Source organism: Streptacidiphilus sp. MAP12-20, from assembly GCF_041262525.1.
Classification (GTDB): Bacteria; Actinomycetota; Actinomycetes; order Streptomycetales; family Streptomycetaceae; genus Streptacidiphilus.
The window spans coordinates 1-23842 of sequence record NZ_JBGCCK010000033.1 but is presented as its reverse complement, the minus strand read 5'-3'; the positions used below and the strand labels follow the sequence as shown (position 1 = coordinate 23842).

The 23842-nt window shown below is 70.3% G+C and carries 23 protein-coding genes and 1 pseudogene; 19 read left to right on the top strand and 5 right to left on the bottom strand.

Annotated features, from left to right (window positions below; all coding sequences use genetic code 11):
- Positions 1-10: 10 nt before the first annotated feature.
- Complete coding sequence (locus ABIA32_RS31025) at positions 11-1222, bottom strand: ROK family protein (RefSeq protein ID WP_370102751.1); 1212 nt, start codon at positions 1220-1222, stop codon at positions 11-13.
- A 169-nt stretch (positions 1223-1391) separates the two neighbouring features.
- On the opposite strand from ABIA32_RS31025, the gene ABIA32_RS31020 reads away from it, so the two are divergent.
- Genes ABIA32_RS31020 through ABIA32_RS31005 form a run of 4 tightly spaced genes read left to right on the top strand, consistent with a single transcriptional unit; the run spans position 1392 to position 5906 of the window.
- Positions 1392-2756: an ABC transporter substrate-binding protein gene (locus ABIA32_RS31020; RefSeq protein WP_370102750.1), complete on the top strand. Its 1365-nt coding sequence runs from the start codon at positions 1392-1394 to the stop codon at positions 2754-2756.
- Positions 2753-3739, top strand: coding sequence for a carbohydrate ABC transporter permease (locus tag ABIA32_RS31015; RefSeq protein ID WP_370102748.1), 987 nt, complete (start codon positions 2753-2755; stop codon positions 3737-3739). The genes ABIA32_RS31020 and ABIA32_RS31015 overlap by 4 nt, the downstream gene beginning before the upstream one ends.
- Positions 3739-4590, top strand: a complete 852-nt coding sequence (locus ABIA32_RS31010) for a carbohydrate ABC transporter permease (RefSeq protein WP_370102746.1) — start codon at positions 3739-3741, stop codon at positions 4588-4590. The genes ABIA32_RS31015 and ABIA32_RS31010 overlap by 1 nt, the downstream gene beginning before the upstream one ends.
- The gene (locus tag ABIA32_RS31005; protein WP_370102744.1) at positions 4587-5906 is read left to right on the top strand and encodes an alpha-L-fucosidase; all 1320 of its coding nucleotides are present in this window, start codon (positions 4587-4589) and stop codon (positions 5904-5906) included. Before ABIA32_RS31010 ends, ABIA32_RS31005 begins: the two co-directional genes overlap by 4 nt.
- A gap of 58 nt (positions 5907-5964) precedes the next feature.
- Here ABIA32_RS31005 and ABIA32_RS31000 read toward each other — a convergent pair whose 3' ends face one another.
- Positions 5965-6636, bottom strand: coding sequence for a FadR/GntR family transcriptional regulator (locus tag ABIA32_RS31000; protein WP_370102743.1), 672 nt, complete (start codon positions 6634-6636; stop codon positions 5965-5967).
- Between the two features lie 391 nt (positions 6637-7027).
- On the opposite strand from ABIA32_RS31000, the gene ABIA32_RS30995 reads away from it, so the two are divergent.
- The 11 genes and pseudogenes from ABIA32_RS30995 (at position 7028) to ABIA32_RS30945 (ending at position 15999) form a co-directional block, all read left to right on the top strand.
- Complete coding sequence (locus ABIA32_RS30995) at positions 7028-7897, top strand: fumarylacetoacetate hydrolase family protein (protein WP_370102742.1); 870 nt, start codon at positions 7028-7030, stop codon at positions 7895-7897.
- A 29-nt stretch (positions 7898-7926) separates the two neighbouring features.
- Positions 7927-9267 (top strand): enolase C-terminal domain-like protein, encoded by a 1341-nt coding sequence (locus ABIA32_RS30990; RefSeq protein ID WP_370102739.1) that lies wholly within the window; start codon positions 7927-7929, stop codon positions 9265-9267.
- Entirely contained in the window at positions 9264-10028 is a 765-nt protein-coding gene (locus tag ABIA32_RS30985) for an SDR family NAD(P)-dependent oxidoreductase (RefSeq protein ID WP_370102737.1), read from the top strand. Before ABIA32_RS30990 ends, ABIA32_RS30985 begins: the two co-directional genes overlap by 4 nt.
- Positions 10029-10042: 14 nt before the next feature.
- Entirely contained in the window at positions 10043-11050 is a 1008-nt protein-coding gene (locus ABIA32_RS30980) for an aldo/keto reductase (protein ID WP_370102811.1), read from the top strand.
- Positions 11050-11790: a (Fe-S)-binding protein gene (locus tag ABIA32_RS30975; RefSeq protein WP_370102735.1), complete on the top strand. Its 741-nt coding sequence runs from the start codon at positions 11050-11052 to the stop codon at positions 11788-11790. Before ABIA32_RS30980 ends, ABIA32_RS30975 begins: the two co-directional genes overlap by 1 nt.
- Positions 11787-13253 (top strand): lactate utilization protein B, encoded by a 1467-nt coding sequence (locus tag ABIA32_RS30970; protein ID WP_370102733.1) that lies wholly within the window; start codon positions 11787-11789, stop codon positions 13251-13253. The genes ABIA32_RS30975 and ABIA32_RS30970 overlap by 4 nt, the downstream gene beginning before the upstream one ends.
- Entirely contained in the window at positions 13250-13897 is a 648-nt protein-coding gene (locus ABIA32_RS30965; protein ID WP_370102731.1) for a lactate utilization protein C, read from the top strand. The genes ABIA32_RS30970 and ABIA32_RS30965 overlap by 4 nt, the downstream gene beginning before the upstream one ends.
- The gene (locus tag ABIA32_RS30960; protein ID WP_370102729.1) at positions 13894-14205 is read left to right on the top strand and encodes an L-rhamnose mutarotase; all 312 of its coding nucleotides are present in this window, start codon (positions 13894-13896) and stop codon (positions 14203-14205) included. The genes ABIA32_RS30965 and ABIA32_RS30960 overlap by 4 nt, the downstream gene beginning before the upstream one ends.
- Positions 14202-15062, top strand: a complete 861-nt coding sequence (locus ABIA32_RS30955; protein ID WP_370102727.1) for an amidohydrolase — start codon at positions 14202-14204, stop codon at positions 15060-15062. The genes ABIA32_RS30960 and ABIA32_RS30955 overlap by 4 nt, the downstream gene beginning before the upstream one ends.
- Before the next feature lie 126 nt (positions 15063-15188).
- Positions 15189-15506 (top strand): annotated as a pseudogene (locus ABIA32_RS30950) (Ig-like domain-containing protein); the annotation flags it as partial.
- Between the two features lie 10 nt (positions 15507-15516).
- On the top strand, positions 15517-15999 hold the full coding sequence (locus tag ABIA32_RS30945; protein ID WP_370102809.1) for a L,D-transpeptidase: 483 nt from the start codon (positions 15517-15519) through the stop codon (positions 15997-15999).
- Between the two features lie 150 nt (positions 16000-16149).
- Here the strand turns inward: ABIA32_RS30945 and ABIA32_RS30940 are convergent, their stop codons facing one another.
- The 3 genes from ABIA32_RS30940 to ABIA32_RS30930 form a co-directional block, all read right to left on the bottom strand.
- Positions 16150-17676, bottom strand: a complete 1527-nt coding sequence (locus tag ABIA32_RS30940; RefSeq protein WP_370102725.1) for an FAD-binding oxidoreductase — start codon at positions 17674-17676, stop codon at positions 16150-16152.
- A 345-nt stretch (positions 17677-18021) separates the two neighbouring features.
- Complete coding sequence (locus ABIA32_RS30935; RefSeq protein ID WP_370102723.1) at positions 18022-19218, bottom strand: sensor histidine kinase; 1197 nt, start codon at positions 19216-19218, stop codon at positions 18022-18024.
- The gene (locus ABIA32_RS30930) at positions 19215-19862 is read right to left on the bottom strand and encodes a LuxR C-terminal-related transcriptional regulator (RefSeq protein ID WP_370102721.1); all 648 of its coding nucleotides are present in this window, start codon (positions 19860-19862) and stop codon (positions 19215-19217) included. The genes ABIA32_RS30935 and ABIA32_RS30930 overlap by 4 nt, the downstream gene beginning before the upstream one ends.
- A 309-nt stretch (positions 19863-20171) precedes the next feature.
- Here ABIA32_RS30930 and ABIA32_RS30925 point away from each other — a divergent pair, with 309 nt between their 5' ends.
- The 4 genes from ABIA32_RS30925 (at position 20172) to ABIA32_RS30910 (ending at position 23532) form a co-directional block, all read left to right on the top strand.
- Positions 20172-20984: a CHAP domain-containing protein gene (locus tag ABIA32_RS30925; RefSeq protein ID WP_370102719.1), complete on the top strand. Its 813-nt coding sequence runs from the start codon at positions 20172-20174 to the stop codon at positions 20982-20984.
- A 112-nt stretch (positions 20985-21096) separates the two neighbouring features.
- Positions 21097-21483 carry a hypothetical protein gene (locus ABIA32_RS30920; protein WP_370102717.1) on the top strand — a complete coding sequence of 129 codons (387 nt, stop codon included), beginning with the start codon at positions 21097-21099 and terminating at the stop codon, positions 21481-21483.
- A gap of 35 nt (positions 21484-21518) precedes the next feature.
- Positions 21519-22535 carry a hypothetical protein gene (locus tag ABIA32_RS30915; RefSeq protein WP_370102715.1) on the top strand — a complete coding sequence of 339 codons (1017 nt, stop codon included), beginning with the start codon at positions 21519-21521 and terminating at the stop codon, positions 22533-22535.
- A 214-nt stretch (positions 22536-22749) separates the two neighbouring features.
- The gene (locus ABIA32_RS30910; RefSeq protein ID WP_370102713.1) at positions 22750-23532 is read left to right on the top strand and encodes an alpha/beta fold hydrolase; all 783 of its coding nucleotides are present in this window, start codon (positions 22750-22752) and stop codon (positions 23530-23532) included.
- The last annotated feature ends 310 nt before the right edge of the window (positions 23533-23842 follow it).

Here is a 23842-nt window from a genome sequence, read left to right as displayed (position 1 = left end):
GCGACAAAATTTAAATAGCTGGGAAGTCGTGCTCCCCGTCGGTGTGGGCGAGCAGGACCGCCAGCGCCGCGCCCTCGGCCGGGGCCCAGGCGCCCAGCGCGGAGACCTCCAGCTGCTCGCGGTCGCTGCCGGGCAGCAGGAGCGACTCGCGGAACGCCTCACGGGCCGGCGCGAGCAGCCAGGGGGCCAGCCGAGCGTAGTGGCCGCCCAGGACCACGGAGTGCGGGTCCAGGATGGCGCAGACCAGGGCCGCGCCGCGACCCACCCAGCGTCCGGCCTCGGCCAGCGCCTCGGTCACGCCCGCGTCCCCCGACTGCGCCAGCCCCGCCACCTGGTCGACCCGTGCGGAGAGGCTGCCCGGCGTGTGGTTGCTTCCGGGGGTTCGCCCGGCCGCCGCGAGTGCTTCGTCGAGGATGGCGGACATGCCCGCCCGGGTGTCGAAGCAGCCGCGGCGACCGCACGCGCAGGGCAGGCCGTTCGCCTCCACGATCAGGTGGCCGAGCTCACCGGCCATCCCGCGCTCGCCGCGCCATGGCCTGCCACCTGCGATGATGCCGCCGCTGATGCCGTAGGTGCCGGTCAGGTAGACCAGGCTCGACTCGGTCACACCGGCGCGTCGACGGTGGCGTCGCTCGGCCAGGGCGGCGAAGTTGGCGGTGCTGTCGATCAGCACGGGGGTCCGGCCGCCGAGCGCCTCGGCGACGCCGGAGCTGAGCGAGAGGTCGCGCCAGCCGAGGCTCGGTGCGTACTTGATGGTGCCGCTGGCGGCGTCGACCAGGCCCGCGACGCTCACGCCGACGCCCAGCAGCAGGCGTTCCTCCTGCTCGACGACGTTCGTCGCCTCGTGCAGCACCATGGCGGCGCGGCGCAGCAGGGCGCGCGGATTGACCGGCTCGGCCTCGGCGGGTCGTTCGACGCGCAGCAGTTCGCGGCCGCGCAGCGTGTAGACGCCGACCAGGATCCGGTCGAAGGCGATCTCGACGCCGATCACGGCGAAGCGGTCGTCCTCCAGGTCGAGCAGGGTGACCGGGCGGCCGCGCAGGCCCTTGGGGGGCGTGGCGATCTCGGTGACCAGGCCGCGGCGCATGAGGTCGTTGACGACGGCTGACGTGGTGGCGCGGCCCAGGCCGGCGCCCGTGCCCAGGTCAGGGCGGCTCAGCGGGCCGTGGTCGATCAAGTGGCGCAGCACGTTGAGCGCGGTCTTGTCGGGGCCTGCTGCCACGTGAGGTCTCCTTCGCTCCGCGCTGGGCTACGCGCCGACTGTTGATCATGTTGCTTCGAGGCGACGAATCTAACAAGCCCGTAACAGGGGATTGTTTTTATCGTCGCACTAGACATTAATGGGGCCCACCCCGATCCACCCCCCTGATCCACCCTCTGGGAGGGAACACATGCGCAACGATGCGCAGGTCCGCCGCGGTCTCGCGGCGGCCGCCACCGCTCTGGTCCTGAGCCTGTCCGTGGCCGCGTGCGGCAACAGCGGCGGCGTGGGCGGCTCGTCCAACGCCGGGCAGGCGACAGTCGGCGCCGGCCAGAAGGTCACCCTCAACTACTGGACCTGGTTCCCCGCCCAGCCGACGCTGCAGAAGTCGATCGCCGCGTTCGAGGCCGCCAACCCGAACATCACCATCAAGCTGCGTGAGTTCTCCAACACCGACTACCAGAAGGAACTGCCGCTCGCGCTCAACAGCGGCCAGTCCCTGGACGTGGTCGGCGTGCAGGTCTCGGCGATGACCAACACCGTGCGCACCCAGCTGCGCCCGGTCGGCGACTGGGCGGGCAACCTCCCCGCCGACTGGAAGAGCAAGATCAACCCGGCGATGCTGGCGCAGACCCAGGACATCGCCAAGGACAAGACGCTCTACTCGATCCCGATGGGCTCGATCGGCAGCGCGGTCGTCTACTCCAACGCCGACGTGCTGGCGAAGCTCGGCATCTCCTTCCCCAAGACCCAGGCCGACCTGGCCGCCGACGTGGCGAAGGTCAAGGCAGCCGGCGGCGGGGTGGCGCCGGTGGTCTTCAGCGGTGAGGCCTGGTGGCAGGACGAGATGTTCTTCACCGTCGCCGACCAGATCGACCCCAAGCTCTCCGACGAGCTCTACACCGGCAAGGTCGCCTGGAACAGCCCGCAGCTCGTCAAGGCGCTGACCGCCTACCAGAACCTGTTCAAGAACGGCACGCTGGACAAGGGCACGCTCAGCCTGAAGGAGACCGACGCCGACAACACCTTCAACTCCGGCAAGGCGGCCTTCCTGGTCGAGGGCTCCTGGAACAGCTCGGTGCTCTCCTCCGCCTACCGCAAGGCCAACGGCATCACCGTCGGCAACGTCGGCGCCGGCGCCTTCCCGGTGGTCGTCGACGGCGGCCAGCCCGCTGCCCGCACCTTCGCCGAGGGCGGCCTGGCCATCCCGAAGAGCTCCAAGTACGCCGCCCAGGCCGCCAAGTTCATCCAGTTCATGACGACCGACCCGGCCGGCGTGAGCACCTGGGCCTCCGACCTGGTGCTGGTGCCCTCCTTGAACGGCTACGCCGTCGACCCCTCCGTGCTCACCACCCCCGAGGCCCAGTCCGGCTACGCGGCCGTCCAGGCCCTGATCAGTGCGGGCGGCTCCGGTCGCGGCCAGTACTCCACCACCTTCACCACCAACGTGCTGGACAACACGCTCCTCGACGTCGCCCGCGGCAACACCGCCCCGCAGGCCGCCGCGGACAGCCTGCAGTCTGCCTGGGCCAGCGGGCGGTACCCGGTCCAGTGACATCGCACCTCGACACCCCGCCGCCTGGTGCGCCCCCCGCAGGGGCGCGCCCGGCGGCGCCGGACCCCGACCCGGCCGCGGCCCGCCGCGCGGCCGCCGCACGCTCGCGTGCGCGGCGACGCGCGCTCCTGCCCGCCGCGCTCTTCCTCGCTCCGCTGCTCGCGCTCTACGGGGTGTACTACCTCTACGCCTTCGTGTTCCTGGGGCAGACCAGCACCCAGAACGTGGACCTGTCCTTCACCGGCGCCACTGACGTCGGCTTTCGCAACTTCCAACTCGTGCTCACCGACCCGGTGTTCTGGCGCGACATCGGCAACAACCTGCTCTTCGCAGCCGTCTCCATCGCCGTCTCGCTGACCCTCGGCTTCTTCCTGGCCGTGAGCCTGGCCAGCGGGGTGCGGGCGCGCAAGTTCTTCTTCGTCGTCTTCCTGCTTCCCTCACTGATCCCGATGTCGCTGTTCGCCACCGTCTTCGGACAGCTCATCCAGACCAACGGCGGCGCGATCAACCAGACGCTGCGTGCCGTCGGGCTCGGTGCGCTGGCCCAGGACTGGACCGGCAACACCGGCTCCGCCTACGTCGCGGTGTTCATCCTGCTCACCTACCTGATCGGCCTGCCGGTCATGTACTACACCTCGGACCTGACCACCGCGAACACCGCAGTCCTGGAAGCCGCCATGATCGACGGCGCGGGCACCTGGCAGATGTACCGGATGATCCTGTTCCCGATGCTCCGCAGCACCCACAAGACCGTGATCCTCTCGGTGCTGCTCGGCAGCTTCCGCTGGTTCGAAGTGATCTTCTTCTCCACCGGCAGCCAGCCGGCCGGCCGCACCGGAATCCCGGGCACGTACATCTACGACCAGATGTTCCCCTCGACCGGCGGCGGGCAGATCGGCTACGCGTCTGCCGCGTCGCTGGTCGTCCTGGTGGTGGCCATCGCCGTGTCCGCCGTGAACGTCCTCGTCCAGCGGAGGCGCTGATGTCCGCAACCACCGGCTCCGAGCAGCTCAGCCCGCTGCACAAGCTCAGGCAGAAGCCCCGCGACAGCGTCATCGTCTACGCGACCCTCGCCATCGGGGCCGTCCTGTGGCTCTTCCCGCTCGTCAGCACCTTGCGGCAGTCCGTCCAGTACGGCGGCCTGCGCAACTACCTCACCGTGCTCACCACCGACTACAACGGTGTCAGCCTGATCCGCGCCTTCGGCAACAGCCTGCTGATCGCCGCGCTCACGGTCACCCTCACCTGCACCATCGCGGCACTCGCGGCCTACGCCTTCTCCAAGCTCGACTTTCCCGGCCGCGAGACGATCTACCACACCGGCCTGCTGCTCCTGGCGGTACCGGCGGTGGCGATCATGGTGCCGGTGTACTGGATCACCGGGAACCTGGGCCTGTTCAACTCACCCGTCGGCGTGGCCCTGCCCGAGGTCGTGCTCACCCTGCCGTTCGCGGTGCTGCTGCTTCGCAACTACGCCGACGGCATCCCGAACGAGCTCATCGAGGCCGCCCGCGTCGACGGCGCCGGACACGGCCGGATCTTCCGGCACGTCTTCCTGCCGCTGTGCCGGCCGGCCCTGGTCAACCTCGGCGCGCTGTGCGTCGTCTGGTCGGTGCAGGACTTCCTCTTCCCGTCCATGCTGCTCAACGACGCGAGCCAGACGACCGCTGCCCAGGCCGTGCAGACGATCAAGGGCGCCTTCGCGCCGACGCCCTTGCAGACCTCGCAGTACTTCGCTGCACTGATGCTGCTGGCGGTGCCCGCAATCGTCATCGTCGTCGTCGGGCTGAAGTTCATCACGCAGGGCATCACCGCCGGGGGAGTCAAGGAATGACCACGCAAGCCGAATCCGATCGCACCGCCACCGCCACCACGGATGCCTCGTGGTTCCGCGGCCTGGGCCTGGGAGTGTTCATCCACTGGGGCCACGCCAGCACCCGCGGCTGGGAGCTGTCCTGGCAGATGACAGGCGGCGTGCTCCGGCAGGAGCCCGCACTCGAGCCGGTCGGCTGCAACGAGTACTTCGAGAACGCCGCGACGTTCGACCCGCAGCACTTCGACCCGACCGCCTGGGCCGAGTTGGCCTGGCGCGCGGGCGCGCGCTATCTGGTGTTCACCACCAAGCACCACGACGGCTTCGCCATGTTCGACACCGGCCTGTCCGACTACTCGGTCACCAAGCACGCCCCGTTCGGACGGGACGTCACCCGCGAGGTCGTGGACGCCTTCCGTGCCCGCGGCTTCCGGATCGGCCTCTACCTCTCGATCGTCGACTGGCACCATCCGGACTACCCCCGCTACACCGACGAGACCATCACCAAGCCCTACGTCGTCGGCAGCTATCCGCGGGCCACCCCGGCCAAGTGGGACCGCTACCGCGCCTTCATGCTCGGACAGCTCGGTGAACTGCTCACCGCCTACGGCGACATCGACATCGTCTGGCTGGACGGGGAGTTCGAGCACACCGAGGAGGAGTGGCGCTTCGACGAGATCCGCGCCTTCATCCGCGAGCGGCAGCCGCGCGCCCTCGTCAACGACCGCTGCCTCGGCCACGGCGACTTCGTCACCCCGGAGCAGCAGCTGCCCATGGTCCCCCCGCAGCAGCCCTGGGAGACCTGCCTCACGATGAACAGCAGCTGGGGCCACCGTCCGCAGGACGACACCTGGAAGTCCCCCGCGCTGCTGCTGCACACCCTGATCGAGGCCGTCTCGATGGGCGGCAACCTGCTGCTCAACGTCGGCCCGACCGGCAACGGAGAGTTCCCGCCCCAGGCGGTCGAGCGCCTGGAGGCGCTGGCCGGCTGGCTGGAGCACAACGCCGAGAGCGTCCAGGGCGTCGAACCGGGCCTGACGCTGTGGCAGTTCCACGGCCCCTCCACCCGCAGAACCCGGCCCGGTGGCGGCACCCGCCTCTACCTGCACCTGGTGACCCGCCCCTACGAGCGGGTGACGGTACGCGGGCTCTCGGTGGCCCGGGTCGAGCGGGTCAGCCTGCTCGCCGACGGGACCGACCTGCCCTGGAGCGTGCAGCCCCGTCTCAAGGACATCCACGCCGGGAGCGACGACCCGACCGGCGAACTCCACATCGACACCCGTGGCACGGTCCTGGATCCGATGTGCACCGTGATCGCCGTCGACCTCGCCGAGTAGAGACGATTCGGAGGGGTGGGTCGATGCCGACCCACCCCTTCGTTGCGCAGCCGAACCGCTACACGCTTCCGTCGAGCCACTGTTCGACCGCAGCGATGTGCATCGCAGCGGCGGAGGCGGCCAGGGCGGCGTCCCGGGCAAGGAGAGCAGTCAGGATCATTTCGTGCTCTCGGTGCACCTGTCGGATGGCAGGTCCGACCTGAGTGCCGCGAAGGATGCGTACCCGTTGGGTCTGCGTGGAGAGGATTTCGAGCAGCATGGAGAGCACCGGGTTGTCGACGATGTCGATCAGCCGGCGGTGGAAGTCCATGTCGTGTCGGATGAACTCTTCGGCGTCGGTCGTATGCCGGCTGCGGTCAAGGATCTCCCGCAGGCCATCGAGATCCGCGGCCTCGGCCTGTCCTGCGGCGAGCGCGACGGCCTGAGGTTCGAGCAGACGGCGCACCTGAAGCAGTTGCCGGGCGGTCGCGCCCTCGGACACGTCGGAGGCAAACGACAGCGTCTCCAGCAGCAGATGCGGCTCAAGACTCGAGACGTAGGTGCCGTCACCTTGTCGCGCGATCAGAATCCTCATCGCCGTCAGCGCCCGGATCGCCTCGCGCAGGGAGCTGCGGGACAGCCCGAGCTGCTGCGCCAGAACATCCTCTTTGGGCAGCCGCATCCCGGGCTGAAGCTCGCCGGAGACGATCATTTCTTTGATCTTGTCGATTGCATCGTCGGTGACAGCCATCGGGTGGTTCGCCTTCTCCGCGTTCGTAGCGAACCGCTGGTTGAGAGTGCGGTCCGAGTCAGGGCATGTCCCGGACCGCGGCTAGGGGTCGGCGCTGCTCAGACGCTCTCGGGCGACTGGCCGACAACGTGGACCCTACTGCCTGCCCCTTCCTTCGACAAGAAGAGTCATCGGATGAATGAGGGGGTGGGATCTTCTGGGGGCCACACTCCAATGCCCCGAGGGGTCTTTGAGCTGCCAAATTGGCGGTTTTTCGAGACCTGGAGGCGAAGAGAGATCCGATGACTACTTGCCATGGGCGAGTCTGGCTCATATGGTCGGGGCACCGCCCGAAGACATCTGATGAATGAGGATGGCTTCCCTGTCGACCCGTCAGAGGGGACTGCACCACATGAGACTTCTGCGACTCGGCGCCGCGGGAGCAGAGCGCCCGGCCCTGCTGGACATCACCGCAACGGGCCGCGAACGAGTCCTCGACCTGTCCACTGTCACCAAGGACATCGACGGGCCCTTCCTGGCGTCCGGCGGCATCGACCGGGTCCGTGCCGCGCTCGCGGCCGGCAGCCTGCCCGAGCTGGAGGTGACCGCCGCCGAGCAGCGCATCGGCGCTCCGGTCGCCCGACCGGGCAAGGTGGTCTGCATCGGCCTCAACTACCGTGACCACGCCGAGGAGACTGGAGCGGCCATCCCGCCCCGGCCGGTGGTCTTCATGAAGGACCCGGGCACGGTCGTCGGCCCGTACGACGAGGTGCTGATCCCGCGTGGCTCGCACAAGACGGACTGGGAGGTCGAGCTCGCCGTCGTGATCGGCCGCCGCGCCCGCTACCTGGACTCCCGCGAGGAGGCGCTGGCCTGCGTGGCCGGGTACGCGATCAGCAACGACGTCTCCGAGCGCGAGTTCCAGCTGGAGTTCTCCGGACAGTGGGATCTCGGCAAGTCCTGCGAGACCTTCAACCCGCTGGGCCCGTGGCTGGTCACCTCGGACGAGGTGGGCGACCCGCAGCGCCTGGGCCTGCGGCTGGCGGTGGACGGTGTGCCGCGGCAGGACGGCCTCACCAAGAACATGATCTTCGATGTCGCCGAGATCGTCCGCTACCTGAGCCAGTACCTGGTCCTGGAGCCCGGCGACGTCATCAACACGGGCACCCCGGCCGGAGTCGCCCTCGGGCTGCCCGACCAGCCCTACCTCCGCCCCGGCCAGACCGTGGAGCTGGAGATCGACCGGCTCGGCCGCCAGCGGCAGACCTTCCGCCAAGCCTGAGCCCCTCCCTGAACCTGAAGAGAGCAAGCATGCCTGGATCCTCGGCGCGGATCACCGCCGTCGACACCTACGACGTTCGTTTCCCGACCTCGCGGTCGCTGGACGGCTCGGACGCCATGAACCCCGACCCCGACTACTCCGCCGCCTACCTCGTGCTGCGCACCGACGCGGGGGACGGGCTGGAGGGGCACGGCTTCACCTTCACCATCGGGCGCGGCAACGACGTCCAGGTCGCCGCGATCCAGGCGCTGCGCCACCACGTCGTCGGGCGCTCCGTCGAGGAGCTGTGTGCGGACCCGGGTTCGCTCAGCCGTGACCTGATCGGTGACAGCCAGTTGCGTTGGCTCGGCCCGGAGAAGGGCGTGATGCACATGGCCGTCGGTGCGGTGGTCAATGCGGTGTGGGATCTGGCGGCGAAGCGGGCCGGGCTGCCGCTGTGGCGGTTCCTGGCGGAGGCCGAGCCGCAGTGGCTGGTCTCCCAGGTCGACTTCCGCTACCTGTCCGACGCGCTCACCCCGGCCGAGGCGCTGGAGCTGCTGACGGATGCCCGCGCGGGGCGCGCCGCGCGCACGGCCGTTCTGCTGGAGCGCGGCTACCCCGCCTACACCACCTCGCCGGGTTGGCTGGGCTACTCCGACGAGAAGCTGACCCGGCTGGCGAAGGAGGCGCTGGCGGACGGTTTCACGCAGATCAAGCTGAAGGTCGGCGCCGATCTGGCCGACGACGTCCGCCGCTGCCGCGCGGCGCGCGCCGCGATCGGCCCGGACGTGCGGCTGGCGATCGACGCCAACCAGCGCTGGGACGTGGCCGAGGCGATCGCCTGGACCAACGCCCTGGCGGAGTTCGACCCGTACTGGATCGAGGAACCCACCAGCCCCGACGACGTCCTGGGCCACGCCGCGATCCGGGCCGGCGTCGCCCCCGTGAAGGTCGCCACCGGCGAGCACGTGCAGAACCGCATCGTCTTCAAGCAACTGCTGCAGGCCGGCGCGATCGACATCCTGCAGCTCGACTCCGCACGCGTCGGCGGCGTCAACGAGAACCTGGCGATCCTGCTGCTCGCCGCGAAGTTCCGCGTCCCTGTCTGCCCGCACGCCGGCGGGGTCGGACTGTGCGAACTGGTGCAGCACCTGTCGATGTTCGACTACGTCGCCCTCTCCGGCACCACCGAGGACCGCGTCGTCGAATACGTCGACCACCTCCACGACCACTTCCTCGCCCCCACCGTCATCCGCGACGGCCACTACACGGCCCCACTCACCCCCGGCTTCTCCGCCCAGATGCACCAGGCATCCATCGACACCTACACCTACCCCGACGGCACCTTCTGGGCCGAGGACTTCGCAGCAGCTGAGGCGGTTTCGGCATGACACACCTTCAGGATCTCAGCGAGCTTCGGGCCATCGTGACGGGCGGCGCCTCCGGCATCGGCCTCGCCACAGCCCGCCTGCTCGCCGCGCGCGGCGCCGAGGTGGCCGTGCTCGATCTCGACCCCAGCGATGTCGAGAAGCCCTTGCACGGTTTCACCGCCGACGTGGCTGACGACGCCTCGGTCCGTGCGGCCGTCGCGGCGGCGGTCGAGACGCTGGGCGGCCTGGACATCCTGGTCAACAACGCCGGGATCGGCGCGGCGGGCACCGTCGAGGACAACCCCGACGAGCAGTGGCACCGCGTCCTGGACGTCAACGTCCTCGGCATCGTCCGCACCACCCGCGCCGCTCTGCCGCACCTGCGCGGCTCCGGGCACGCGGCGATCGTCAACACCTGCTCCATCGCCGCCACCGCCGGGCTGCCGCAGCGGGCGCTCTACTCCGCCAGCAAGGGCGCCGTGCTCTCGCTGACGCTGGCCATGGCCGCCGACCACGTCCGCGAAGGCATCCGCGTCAACTGCGTCAACCCCGGGACCGTGGACACCCCCTGGGTCGGCCGCCTGCTCGACTCCGCCGCCGACCCCGCCGCCGAGCGCGCCGCGCTGAACGCCCGTCAGCCGCACGGACGCCTCGTCGCCGCCGACGAGGTCGCCGCCGCCATCGCCTACCTGGCGAGCCCGCTGGCCGGCTCGACCACCGGCACCTCGCTCGCCGTCGACGGCGGCATGGCTGGCCTGCGGCTGCGACCGGTGGAAGGCTGACCCAGGTGAATCCCCTGCAACGACGCACTCTGGGCCGCTCGACGGTACCGGTCACCACGCTCTCGCTCGGCGCGGCGGCTCTCGGAAACCTCTTCACCGAGGTCTCCGACGAGGCGGCCGCCGCGACGGTCGACGCAGCGTGGGAGGCGGGCATCCGCTACTTCGACACCGCACCCCACTACGGCCTCGGCCTGTCCGAGCGACGCCTGGGCGCTGCATTGCGGGATCGCCCGCGCAGCCAGTACACGATCTCCACCAAGGTCGGTCGCCTGCTCCGACCGAACGAGGCGCCGACGGGCGACGACCTCGCCAACGGCTTCGCCGTCCCCGCGACCCACGAGCGGGTCTGGGACTTCAGCGCCTACGGTGTGCGGTCCTCGATCGAGGACAGCCTCACCCGCCTCGGCCTGGACCGGATCGACATCGCCTACCTGCACGACCCGGACGACCACGAGAAGCAGGCGTTCGGCTCCGCCTACCCGGAGCTGGAGCGCCTGCGCGGCGAGGGGATCATCGGCGCGATCGGCGCCGGCATGAACCAGACCCGGCTGCTGAACCGCTTCGTACGGGAGACGGACGTCGACGTCGTGCTGCTGGCGGGCCGCTACTCGCTGCTCGACCAGACCGGCCTGACCCACCTGCTCCCGGACGCCGCCCGGCGCGGTGTATCGGTCGTGGTGGGCGGCGTCTTCAACTCCGGCCTGCTGGCCGACCCGAAGCCCGGTGCCACCTTCGACTACGCCCCGGCCGCCCAGGACTTGCTGGTGCACGCCCTGCGGATCAAGGCGGAGTGCGAGGACTTCGGCGTTCCGCTGCGAGCGGCCGCTCTCCAGTTCCCCTTCGGGCACCCCGCCGTCGCGTCCGTGCTGGTCGGCGCGCGCAGCGCGGCCGAGGCATCCGATGCGGCAGCCATGACGGGGTACGACATCCCGGCGGACCTGTGGCACCGGCTGCGATCGACCGGCCTGCTGCCCTGGGACGCACCGCTGCCCACCGCGGACCAGCCCAAGGAGGCGAGCTGATGCGGGTCGCGCTCTTCATCACCTGTTTCAACGACACGATGTACCCGGAAACCGGCAAGGCCGTCGTCACGGTGCTGGAGCGGCTCGGTCACACGGTCGAGTTCCCGCTCGCGCAGACCTGCTGCGGGCAGATGCACTTCAACACCGGCTACCGCCCGGAGGCCATGCCGCTGGTACGCGGCTTCGCCGCCGCCTTCGCGAACTACGACGCCGTGGTGACGCCGTCGGCGTCCTGCGCCGGGATGGTCAGGGAGAACCACCCGGTGCTCGCCGCGCAGTACGGAGACGCGGCGCTGCGCGCGGAGGTGGCCGGGGTCGTGCCGCGCGTGTACGAGTTCACCGAGTTCCTGGTCGACGTGCTCGGTGTGGCGGACGTCGGCGCGTACTTCCCGCACCGGGTCACCTACCACCCGACCTGCCACTCGCTGCGCGGGCTGCGGCTGGCCGACAAACCGCTTCAACTGCTGCGGGCGGTGCGCGGCATCGACCTGGTCGAGCTCCCGGGCGCCGACTCCTGCTGCGGCTTCGGCGGCACCTTCGCCCTGAAGAACGCCGAGACGTCTACCGCGATGCTCGGCGACAAGATGCGCAACGTCGTCGGCACCGGTGCGGATGTGCTCTGCGCGGCCGACAACTCCTGCCTCATGCACATCGGCGGCGGGCTCTCCCGGCTCAAGACCGGCATCGGAACGCTGCACCTCGCCGAAATCCTGGCTCAGACCGAAGGAGCTTCCGCGTGAGCCCCGACAACGTCGTCTGGCTGGGCAGCCCCGGCTTCCCCGAGGCGGCCCGCACCGCGCTCGCCGACCCGCAACTGCGCCGCAACCTGCGCAAGGCCACCACCACCATCCGCGACAAGCGCCTCGCCGTCACCGCCGAACTGGACGACTGGGAGCAACTGCGCGAAGCCGGCGCAGAGATCAAACGCCGCACGCTGCGGCACCTCGACACGCATCTGCTGCGGTTGGAGGAGTCGATCACCAAGGCCGGCGGCGTCGTGCACTGGGCCGCCGACGCGGCCGAGGCCAACCGGATCGTCACCGCACTCGTGGCGGCCACGGGGGAGACGGAGGTTGTCAAGGTCAAGTCGATGGCCACGCAGGAGATCGGCCTCAACGAGGCGCTGGCCGAGGCCGGTATCCACGCCTACGAGACCGACCTGGCCGAACTCATCGTCCAGCTCGGCGACGACCGCCCCTCGCACATCCTGGTCCCCGCGATCCACCGCAACCGCGCCGAGATCCGCGAGATCTTCCTCAGGGAGATGGCCGCCTGGGGACGCCCGGCCCCCGCCGACCTCACCGACGAGCCGCGCGCGCTGGCCGAGGCCGCCCGGCTGCACCTGCGGGAGAAGTTCCTGCGCGCCAAGGTCGCCGTCTCCGGCGCCAATTTCGCCATCGCCGAGACGGGCACGGTCGGGGTCGTCGAATCCGAGGGCAACGGCCGGATGTGCCTGACTTTGCCGCAGACCCTGATCACCGTCATGGGTATCGAAAAGGTCCTGCCGCAGTGGCAGGACCTGGAGGTCTTCCTGCAGCTGCTGCCGCGTTCCTCGACCGGCGAGCGGATGAACCCCTACACCTCCACCTGGACCGGCCCCACTCCCGGCGACGGCCCGCAGACCTTCCACCTGGTCCTGTTCGACAACGGCCGCACCGACACCCTCGCCGACACCGTCGGCCGCCAAGCGCTCGGCTGCATCCGCTGCTCCGCCTGCCTGAATGTCTGCCCGGTCTACGAGCGCACCGGCGGCCACGCCTACGGCTCCGTCTATCCGGGTCCGATCGGCGCGATCCTCACCCCGCAGCTGGTGGGCGTCGACCATGCCGAGACCCTGCCCTTCGCGTCCACCCTGTGCGGCGCCTGCTACGACGCCTGCCCGGTGAAGATCAACATTCCCGAGGTGCTGACCCACCTGCGCGCCAAGGTCATCGAGGCGAAACGCGCGAAACGCCGCACGCCGACGGCGGAGGCCCTGGCCATGAGGGCCGCCACCGCCATCCTGGCCAACCCCGGCCGCCTCGCCGCCGCCCAGCGCGCCGCCTCACTGGGTGGCCGGATGATCGCCCGCAAGGGCGTTATCGGCCCACTGCCCGGCCCGCTCCACGGCTGGACCGACGCCCGCGACACCCCCGCCCCGCCCGCCGAATCCTTCCGCGGCTGGTGGAAGCGGACCAAGGAACAGGGAGGTAACCACCGATGAACGCCCGTGACACCGTGCTGGAGCGGATCCGCACCGCGCTGGCCGACGTCCCCGACGCCGAGACCCCCGAACACATCGAGGTGGACCGCGCCTACCGTCGCAGTCACGCAGAGGGTGACCTCGTCGAGCTCTTCGCCGAGCGCGTCGCCGACTACCGTGCCCACGTCGTCCAGGCCACACCGGCCGACGCCGCCCGGACGGTCGGCGAGTTGCTGAGCGCACGTGGCGTGACCAGCCTCGTCGTCCCAGCCGGCTTCCCGGAGGACCTGCTGCCGCAAGGTGGCTCCTGGCATCGTCTCAGCGACGACGGGCCACTCACCGTCGCCGAACTGGAGGCCGCAGACGCGGTGCTCACCACGGCCGCGGTGGGTATCGCGGTGACCGGCACGATCGTGCTCGACACCGGCCCCGGCCAAGGCCGCCGCATGCTCACCCTGCTGCCGGACTACCACCTCTGCGTTGTCCGCGCCGAGCAGATCGTCGGCGACGTTCCCGACGCGATCGCCATGCTCGACCCTGCCCGGCCGCTGACCTTCGTATCCGGGCCCTCGGCCACCAGCGACATCGAACTCGACCGCGTCGAGGGCGTGCACGGCCCGCGCACCCTCGACGTGCTGATCATCACTCAGGAGCAGTCCGCATGAGAGTCGCCCTGCACACCCGCGTCCGCGCCGACCGCATCGCCGCGTACGAGCAGGCCCACCGCGAGGTCCCAGAGGAGTTGACCGCAGCCATTCGCGCCGCCGGGGCGACCGAGTGGACGATCTGGCGAAGTGGCACCGACCTCTTCCACCTCCTGGAGGTCGAGGACTACCCACTGCTCATCGCCGAGCTCGGCAAACTGCCCGTCAACACCGCCTGGCAGGCCCGGATGGGCGAACTGCTGGAAGTCGCCCACGACTACTCCGCCGGGGGAGCCGACGCCCCGCTGCCCGTGGTCTGGCAGCTGTGACCACACCCCCGCGCGTCATCGACGCCCACCACCACGTCTGGGACCTCACCGTCCGCGACCAGGACTGGATCACCGGCCCCGAACTCGCCCCGTTGCGCCGCAGCTTCACGCTCGACGACCTACGCCCCCATGTGCGGGCGGCCGGCGTGGACGCCACGATCCTCGTCCAGACGATCTGCGTCCCCGAGGAGACCCCCGAGTTCCTCGCCCTCGCCGCCGCCGACCCGCTGGTCGCCGGTGTCGTCGGCTGGACCGACCTGACCGCGCCAGACATCGCCGACGCGCTCGCCGCGCTGCGCGAAGGCCCCGGCGGCGCGCACCTCGTCGGCATCCGCCACCAGGTACAGAGCGAGCCCGACCCGCAGTGGCTGCTCCGCGCCGACGTCCGACGCGGCCTGCTTGCGGTCGCAGCCGCGGGGCTGTCCTACGACCTGGTGATCAGGCCCGAGCAGTTGCCCGCCGCGACCGCGGCGGCAGCCTCACTCACCCCCGTCACCTTTGTGCTCGACCACCTCGGCAAGCCGCCGATTGCCAAGGGGGAGACGGCGCCCTGGGCCCGTCACCTACGCGCGTTCTCGGCTCTACCGAACACCGTCGCCAAACTCTCCGGCCTGCCCACCGAGGCCGACTGGCACACCTGGACCACCGCCGACCTGCGCCCGTACGTCGGCACCGCGCTTGACGCCTTCGGGCCGCAGCGGCTCCTCTTCGGCTCCGACTGGCCCGTGTGCACCCTCGCCGCCGACTACGCCCGCGTCGTCAGTACCGCGAGGGAGCTGACGGAGGCGCTCTCGCCGGCCGAGACCGCCGCCGTATTCGGCGGAAACGCCGCACGCGTCTACCGGCTCGGCAGCTGAGGCGCGAGGAGAACCACCGCATCGGCCGATCGGCTGAGGAGGACTGGACGATCGGCTGAGGCGGACGGCGGCGGCTGGTTCCTAGGGTGGCGGGCGAGCCGTGCCGAACCGTACGAAAGGCCTCGCATGCGCGCCCATCGCCTCCTTGTCCTACGCCGCCCGCGCGGGTTCCTTCTCGCCGCCCCGCTCGCGGCGGTGCTCGCCGCCGTGCCTGGTTGTGCCGGCACGGGAAACAGCGCCCCCGGCGGCGCGGGCGTCAGCGTCCGGCCGTCGGCCGCCGCCCACGTCGGCGTCATCGTCGAGCCCGCCGACGGGACGGGGAACGCCGCGCTCGGACGCCCGGTCACGGTCACCGCAACCGGCGGTACCCTGACCGCGGTCCACGTCAAGGACAGCGCCGGGCACGAGCTCGCCGGGACGCTGACCGGCGGGGGCCACGGCTGGAAGTCCACCCCTGACCGCCACCGCCGGCCAAAGCCGCATCGCCAAGGTCGACCTGAATATCCATCAACTCACTCTGATCCAGGAGGGCAAGCCGGTATGCACCATCCCGATCTCCGCCGGAAAGCCGGGCGCGGAGTTCACCACCCGCTCCGGAACGATGGTGCTGATGGCCAAGGAGGGCACCGTCCGGATGACGTCCCAGTCCGTCGGCCTCGGCGACGCCTACGACAAGGTCGTCGACTACGCGATGAAGCTCACCCAGTCCGGCACCTACGCCCACGCCGCCCCCTGGAACGCCGCCAACCTCGGCCGCGCCAACACCAGCTCCGGCTGCATCGGCATGAGCACGGACGACGCCCGCTGGCTCTACGACCAGCTCCAGCCCGGCGACGTCTTCGAAGTCACCGGCTCGGACAAGAAGATGGAACCAGGCAACGGCTGGGGCGACTGGAACCTCGACTGGTACCACTGGAAATCCCGCAGCGCCCTGTAGCTCCTCGCGAAGGCACAGCAGCCGACCGACCGTTACGGCCCCTTCGACCCGCCACGGGCAGCCGCTGATGCGGGTCGACCCGCAGTCACCCCGGTGGGCTTCATCGCACTCCTGTGAGCGTCGTCAGGGCCCCGAGACTCCGGCCTGCGCTCAGATGGCCTGCGGGAAATCGAGGACCCGGCCGGGGTCGTAGCCGGCTTTGATCTGTTGCAGGCGTGGGAGATTGCTTGAGTAGTAGGCCTCGCGCCAGGTGGTGAGCCGGGGGTCGACGTAGTTCTGGTAGGCCTGGCCGCTCGCCCAGGGGCGGAGCGCGGTCCAGAGGCCGCCGAGCCAGGCTTGGTGCTGTCGGACCTCGTCGGGAGTGGCGTCCTCGGGCCAGTAGGCGAGGTACTGCGCGAGGAAGAGGGCGTCCCGGTGCACGAACGCGGTGGCCTGCGGGGCGATGCGGTTGACGGCGCCGCCGCCCGTGCCGTCGAACTGTACGACGCCGTGGCCGCCCGGCGGTGCGGTGGTGGCGTAGTGGGCGACGGCGTCCAATACGGCCCCGATGCCGGCCTCCGGCAGCGGGGCGGTCCAGAAGTCCGAGCGCGAGGCGTAGTCCTCCCGGGTGACCTGTCCGTTCGGGTCGCGGCCGGGGAGCGTGCCGGGCAAGTGGCACTGCGGTGCGGTCAGGCCCAGGCAGCCGGAGAGCTTCTGCATGGTGTCGCTGTAGCTGCGGACCACGAGATATCTGTCGCTGGGCTGGACTCCGGCGAGGCCGATCAGTCCGTCGAGGTGCGTGTTCAGCTCGTCGGCGCCGTCCAGACAGAGGACGCCGACGTAGGGTGCCGGCGGGTCGGTGTAGACGTCGAACTCCAGTTGGCTCCACAGGTGGTCGGGAAGGGCCGGGGCCCAGCGCTGCCAGGCGCGGATGAGCGCGCCCGCGTCGGACCAGGCCCAGTGGAGCTCGGCGTGGGCGCAGTCGGGCGTGGGATGGGTGGTCAGCCGCAACTCCGTGACGATGCCGAAGTTGCCGCCTCCGCCTCCGCGCAGCGCCCAGAACAGATCAGAGTCCTGGGTGGGGCCGACCTCGCGTATTCGTCCGTCGACGGTCACGATCCGGGCGCCGGTGAGGTTGTCGCTCGTGGTGCCGTAGGCCCGACTGGTGACGCCGAGACCGCCGCCGAGGGTAAGACCTGTGACGGAGACGGACGGGCAGAGCCCGGAGGGGACCGCCGCGCCGACCGAGGCCAGCGTCGCGTTGACGTCGGCGAGCCGGGCGCCTGCTCCGACGGTGGCGGTGCCACTCGTCGAGGCGCCGACCGCGGACAGGGCGCTGAGATCGAGAACCAGGCCGGGGCCGGTGGACCATCCGGCGTAGCTGTGCCCGCCTCCCCGGGGCACGAGGGGGACGTGCTGGGCCTGGGCGAAGGCCAGGCAGGTCACGATGTCCTGATCGTGCGCCGGGTAGGCGACGGCGGCGGGGGAGACCGTGTCGTAGCGGGGTTGAAAGAGTTGGTGGGCCACCGCGTAGTCGGCGTCGCCGGGAAGTACCAGGCGTCCGTCGATGCTCGCGGCGAGCGCGGCGAAATCCGCGGTTCGGGCGGACGCAGGAGAGGCGAAGCTGTGAGCCGTCAGGGTGACGCCGAGGGCGATTGCGCCGCGCAGAAACTGGCGTCGGCTCAGTGGTGCGGGCATGCGCGGTCACCTTTCACGCGTGGGGCCAGGCCGTCGGAGAGCGCACGCCGTTGGTGAACCCTTGTGGCCGTTCATCGCCGCTCGGGCGCGCTGCGGGCAGCACTGCTCGGCTTGCTCTGACGCAGTGCTTCCTCGCAGGCCAGCCTAGGTGCACGCGTGACGCCTCGCGCGGCACGCCGAGCGGAGCGTGGAGCGGAGGCCGTTGAGATGCCGGTGATACCCCGGAGCGCTGCGCCATGTCTGCGGCGGGGGCGCTCGCCACCACGACCAGCACTCGCCCGCAGTGCGGCCGAGCCGGGCCGCCGCGTCAGACGGTGACGTGGCAGGGGTTCTGAAGGGGCGTCATCAGAAGCGGGGTGTGGTGAGGCGTATGAGGGTGCCCTGGCCCGGAGCGCTCTCGATGGTGGCTGTGCCGCCGATTTCGGCCAGCCGGTCGGTGATGGAGGAACGCAGGCCGAGGCCGGCCGTCGCCTGGGCGGGGTCGAAGCCGCAGCCGTGGTCGGCCACGCTGATCTCGATGGTGTCAGGGTGCATGCGCGCACGTACCGTCGCGTGGCTCACGCCGGCGTGCTTGGAGACATTGGTCAGAGCTTCGCCGATCGCGTCCAGCAGGACGGCCACGACGCCTGGATCGGGCGCTCGGTCCGTGGCGTCCCGCAGCGCGGCGGCGGCCAGGTCGACCCGAAGTCCGATCAAGGCCTTTCTCTGCACCAGCTCTTGCAGGCCGCCCAGGAGATCGGTGGGCCCGTCCTCGGTGCCGTCGTTCTCGACGAAGCCGCGCAGCCATGCTGCCTCGGCGGCGACATGGGAGGCGAGTTGAGGATCGGTGATCCAGGGGCCGCGGGCAAGCGTCTCCAGCGTCTGCAAGGCCCGGTCGTGCAGCGCCCGGGAATGGCGGGCGCGCAGTTCCTGTTCCGTGGCGCGCTGGGCGTGGGCGACAGCCTGGATCCTGCTGTGGTCCGCGGTCCGGCCGTTGGCCCGGAACTGCCGGGCGACGGCCCACGCGACAGTGGTGTTGGCGAAGTAGGTGAGTGCGTTGGGGAGGGTGTTCCACAGGGGGTCGTGATGGATCGTCACCGCCGACACCGCGTACGTCAGCGCGAGCGCGGCAGTCATGGACTCGACGGTCAGCAGTCGCCGATAGGTCAGCCCGGTGCCGACCGAAGTGATGATCGTGAATGGGTACATGAAGTGGGCCCAGGTGAATCCGTCGCGGGGCGCGGTCAGCGCCGCCCCGACCACCAGGGCCGCCGCGCAGAACCCCGTGTCCAGGCCCACCCAGTCGGCCCGCAACGCCCCGGCTCGCGCGCATACGAGGATCAGGAGGGCGCTTTCGGCGGTGAGCGCGGCGACGAGCCCCGCGGTTCCGGCGATCGTCGGATAGCGGCTTCCGGCCAGGGCGAGGACGACCGCGATCTGGGCCAGGCCGCCGATGCGGAAGAGGGCCACGGCGCGGACCATGACCTGCTCGACGCGGCTTGTCGCAGTGGGGTCGGCCGTCGCGCCCTGGCTGGACCGAGGCGCCGGCGTCGAGGGCGTCACGAGGATCGGCTGGTGCCGAGGCGTTCCAGCGCCGCGCGGGTCAGTTCTGCCTTGTTGCCGACCTGAAGTTTGACCCGGATACGTTCGACGTAGGTCTCCACCGTCTTGCGGGTCACGCCCATGCGGGTGGCGACCTGGGCGTGGGTGAGCCCGTCGGCGATGAGCGACAGGGCCTGCTCCTCGCGAGGTGACAGCGCGGGGGCGGCCGCCGCGCCCGGTGGGCGGCCTGCGTCGCGGCCGAGATCGGCGTGCAGAATGTCGGCCAGTTGTGGGGAGAGCGCGAATCCGCCGGCGGCCACGGTCTCGACGGCGCCGATCAGCAGTGCCGGGTCGGCATGCTTGGTGATGTATCCGCCGGCTCCTGCCCGGATCGCGCCGATCACGTCGGCAGGGCGCCCGGACGCGGAGATCACCAGCGTTCGCTGGGTTGTCGCGAGCGTGGCCACCGCTTCCAGGCAGGCCTGATCCCCATTGTGGTAGAGGTCGCACACGACCACGTCCGGGGCAGCCTCGTCGACCACCGCTGCGAGTTCCGAGGCAGAGCCGACCGCGGCGGACACCTGGACGCGCCCGGAGTCGGTGAGGATCTGCGTGATCCCCAACCGCGCCAACGGGTGGTCGTCGATGATCGCTGCCCGGATCAAGTCCGCCTCTCCGTCGCGTGCCGCAGGAACGCCGGCGTCATCTTCCCGTACCGGCAGCGGGTGCGGAAGGTTCACGACAACTCCGATCTTTCGGTGGGCGTCCGGGCGTCCGGGCGTGCCCGACCAGGCGGAACCGGACCAGTGTCCGTCACGGGCCGGTGTCCGCGCGTCGGGTGAACGCCCCACGGCATCCGCCTCGGCCTCCGATGGGGTCTTTCCCCGTCATGACGGGACGTCGTGTCCAGGGCCATCGTTCTCGGCGTCGGCCCGACCGGTGCCGAAGCGATCGAGAAACGAACGGAGCCCACCATGGACCGTCGATCCCTCAAGACCCGCGCCGGGGCCGTCGCCGGCACCCTGCTCGCTGCCACCGTCCTCGGCCTGGCCGGGGCGGGTCACGCTGCCGCCTACACCCCCGACACCGACGGGGACGCCTACAACTCCAACTTCGGCTACTGGCACATCCAGAACACCGACTCCGCCGGCCTGTACGAGCACAGCAGCCCGAACATCGACTCCCCGATCACCGGCGCGCTGCCCAACGGCACGGCCATCGAGGCGATATGCCAGGTCAACGGCACCACCGACCACTACGACGGACTCAGTTACACCGTGTGGGACAAGCTCGACAACGGGAGCTGGATCTACGACGGCAAGTTCGTCTCCTCGCCCGGCGACGGCTACCACATCGTGCTGCACGACTGCAGCGCAGGCCAGTCCGGGCTCAACCCCGGAAGCTACCCGTGGAGCGTCGGCCCCAACACCTACATCTCCGACGGGCACGGCTACTACCAGGGCGAGTGCGTCTCCTTCGCGGCCTGGGCGATCCGCTCCGACGGTCGGTCACACAGCAAGTCCCCCGACTTCCTCGGCAACGCCAACCAGTGGACCGGCGCCTACACCGACCCCACGCCGCAGGTCGGCGACGTCGCGCAGTGGGACCCGAACGTCCACGGAGCCGGGGGCGCGGGACACGTCGCCTACGTCGCCGCCGTGAACGGCGACGGCACCCTCACCATCGACGAGTACAACTGGCTGGACAGCTACGACGGTTACGTCGGCCACCGGCTCAGCGTCCGGACCATCCAGGCCTCCGACCCCAGCCGCTTCCTGCACTTCTGATCCCCGGCGGAATACCGCCGCACCCGCGCGATCCCCGGTTGCAACCATCCCCGGCCGCAACCATCCCCGGCCGCATCATCCCTGGCCGATCATCCCTGTCAAAGGACCTGCCATGACGCTCAAGAGCATCGCCGTCGCATGTCTCGCCATCACCGCTGCCACCGGAGTCATCCTCGGTGCGACCGGCGCCGCCCAGGCGGCGGAGACCTTCGTCCACGGTACCGTCGACGCCACCCGCGGGCTCAACGTCCGTTCCGGGTCGCCCACCGGCGCCGTCATCGACACCATGCCGTACAACAGCAACGCCGACCTGTACTGCTGGGTCTCCGGCCCGGCCGTCACCGGCCCGTTCGGCACCACCACCGTCTGGGACGCCGTCAACGACTACACCACCCCGGGCGGCCAGAGCATCGCCTACGTCGGCGGCACGCGGGTGTTCTCCTCCGACGCGTGGCTCAACACGGGGGGCGACACCTCGAAAATGCTCCCGCACTGCTGAGTCGACGACAACCGAGCCACGGAAGGACCGCGCACATGAGACACCTCACCGCCCGCCTCTCCCGGTTGGTCGCCACCCTCACCGCCGCCGTACTGCTCATCCTCGGCGGCCTCGCACTCGGCGCGACCAACGCATCCGCCCTCGGGCCCGGCATGGCCTGCGTGTTCAACGCGCCGCACGGCGCGGGCGACCGCGGGCACGTGGGCTGGGCCTACGAGATCGGCAACTCGGGCAGCTTCGTCTACGGTGCCGTCGAGAACCCCAATGCCGACGAGGCGATCACGAAGGACGGCAACGGCAACTTCGTCGACTACTGGACCAACGCCCCGACGACCCTGGGCGGGTGGTCGAAGCAGGGCAACTGGAGTCAGATGATGCACGACTTCGCCTACCAGCCCGAATGGAACAACTCCTCGGCCGGTTGGGCGAACGGCGGCAACGACACCTACCGCCACGCGGTCAACCAGTACGCGCGCTACAAATGCGTCAACGTCGCCAACAGCGCGGTGACAGCCGCGAACAACGCGGTCAACCAGGTGCTTCACGTCGGCGACCCCAACGATGTCGGCGTGTTCTACCGGCTCACCGGCCTGCCCGGCTGGAACTGCATGGACATCGCCAACTACATCCTGGGCCAGTACAACGCCCAGGGCCTACCGTCCCCGCAGACCAACTGGAACCCGAACGACTGGTACGCCAACATCAACGCGCCGGACATGGCGGTGGGCGGTGCGGGGTACCAGGTGACCGGCACCGACAGCAGTGGCCTCGCCGAGCTGACCCGACCGTACGTCGGCGGCGTCAACAGCAGCAGCTTCATCCGCTACGTCCCGAGCGGGACGACGCTGCTCATCGTCTGCCAGACGAAGAACGGCGGCCAGGCCGACGGCCGTACGCAGTACGGGCGGCCGTTCACCACCTGGGACATGTTGCAGGACGGCAGCTATGTCTACGACTGGTACCTGAACACCCCGACCGTTCAGACGGACGGCTACTCCCATGCCTCCGGCATCCCCGCCTGTGTTGCTGACGGAACATCAACGACCTGGTGATGCGGGTGGAACTCAGTGAATGCGGTGGCGGCGTCCAATGACGTCGCCACCGCTTCCGCATGAGGGGACTCCTGGGGACCGCGTGAGTTGGTCGGGCCGGGCGCGTCGACCCGCGTTGCGCCGCCTTGTCACCGTGTCGGCGGCCCGGCAGTGTGGGGAGCATCCCGGAGACCGGGGCTTCCCGGTTGTGACGACCGCTCGGATCGGAGTCGATGTGGCCTCCCTCCCACTCCCGCACACCCTGCTCGGCGACGGTCCGCACCGCGTGCTCGTGGTGCACGGCTGGTTCGGCGACCGGAGCGCCTACGACCGGCTGCTGCCCGATCTGGACCTGGACGCCTTCAGCTACGCGTTCGTCGACCTGCGCGGCTACGGCGAGGCCAGGGACCGGACCGGTTCCTTCACCACGCGTGAGGGCGGCGCGGACCTGGTCGCCCTCGCCGATGCGCTGAGCTGGGAGCGGTTCTCGCTGGTCGGTCACTCCATGGGCGCCTGCGTGGTGCAGCGCGTGCTCGCTGCCGTGCCGGAGCGGGTTCGGCGGCTGGTCGGGCTCAATCCGGTGCCGGCCGGCGGGTTCCCGATGGCGCCCGAGCAGTGGGAACTGTTCTCCGGCGCGGCGGATCTGCCGGGCAACCGGCGCGCCATCATCGACCTGACCACGGGTGGCATCCGCCCGGCTGCCTGGCTGGACCGAATGGTCGCGCAGTCCCTGGCGCGCAGCGACGCCAAGGCCTTCCGGGCCTGGCTGGACTCCTGGGCCGGTGAGGATTTCCACGCGGAGGTCGAGGGCAGCCTGCTGCCGGTGCGCGTCGTCGTGGGCGCACTCGACCCGGCGCTCAACGCCGAGGTCATGCGGCAGACCTGGCTGCGCTGGTATCCCCGCGCCGAACTGGTCGAGCTGCCCGCCGCGGGCCACTACCCGATGGAGGAGACCCCGCTCCAGCTCATCCGGGCCATGGAGGACTTCCTGCGCGCGAGCGCCGAGCAGCCCGCGTGAGCGAGGCCGCCGAAGGGGTGCTGCCGGACGTCTTCGACCCCCGGCGGTACGCCGAGGGCATCCCGCACGACTCCTTCCGCCTGCTGCGCGAGCGACACCCCGTCGCCTGGCAGCACGAACCCGCGGTTCAGGGGGCTCACCCCGGCGGGGCCGCCGCAGCGGCTGGTCTCCAACTTCATCAACGGCGTGAAGTCCCTCCCGCTCCGACTCCAGCCCGACTGACAGTGAGGATGTAGATGGCACCGCTCGGGGGTCTGACCCTCCGACTGACTGACGCTCCGGCTGTCCTTGGGTTGAATCGTCGGCCGTC

Bases quoted from the DNA above. Each gene is read 5' to 3' on its own strand.
- ABIA32_RS30940 (WP_370102725.1), bottom strand. From the start codon at position 17,676: ATGCCCGCACCACTGAGCCGACGCCAGTTTCTGCGCGGCGCAATCGCC.
- ABIA32_RS31010 (WP_370102746.1), top strand. From the start codon at position 3,739: ATGTCCGCAACCACCGGCTCCGAGCAGCTCAGCCCGCTGCACAAGCTC.
- ABIA32_RS30965 (WP_370102731.1), top strand. From the start codon at position 13,250: ATGAACGCCCGTGACACCGTGCTGGAGCGGATCCGCACCGCGCTGGCC.
- ABIA32_RS31020 (WP_370102750.1), top strand. From the start codon at position 1,392: ATGCGCAACGATGCGCAGGTCCGCCGCGGTCTCGCGGCGGCCGCCACC.
- ABIA32_RS30925 (WP_370102719.1), top strand. From the start codon at position 20,172: ATGGACCGTCGATCCCTCAAGACCCGCGCCGGGGCCGTCGCCGGCACC.
- ABIA32_RS30985 (WP_370102737.1), top strand. From the start codon at position 9,264: ATGACACACCTTCAGGATCTCAGCGAGCTTCGGGCCATCGTGACGGGC.
- ABIA32_RS30990 (WP_370102739.1), top strand. From the start codon at position 7,927: ATGCCTGGATCCTCGGCGCGGATCACCGCCGTCGACACCTACGACGTT.
- ABIA32_RS30995 (WP_370102742.1), top strand. From the start codon at position 7,028: ATGAGACTTCTGCGACTCGGCGCCGCGGGAGCAGAGCGCCCGGCCCTG.
- ABIA32_RS31000 (WP_370102743.1), bottom strand. From the start codon at position 6,636: ATGGCTGTCACCGACGATGCAATCGACAAGATCAAAGAAATGATCGTC.
- ABIA32_RS31005 (WP_370102744.1), top strand. From the start codon at position 4,587: ATGACCACGCAAGCCGAATCCGATCGCACCGCCACCGCCACCACGGAT.
- ABIA32_RS30960 (WP_370102729.1), top strand. From the start codon at position 13,894: ATGAGAGTCGCCCTGCACACCCGCGTCCGCGCCGACCGCATCGCCGCG.
- ABIA32_RS30915 (WP_370102715.1), top strand. From the start codon at position 21,519: ATGAGACACCTCACCGCCCGCCTCTCCCGGTTGGTCGCCACCCTCACC.
- ABIA32_RS30920 (WP_370102717.1), top strand. From the start codon at position 21,097: ATGACGCTCAAGAGCATCGCCGTCGCATGTCTCGCCATCACCGCTGCC.
- ABIA32_RS30975 (WP_370102735.1), top strand. From the start codon at position 11,050: ATGCGGGTCGCGCTCTTCATCACCTGTTTCAACGACACGATGTACCCG.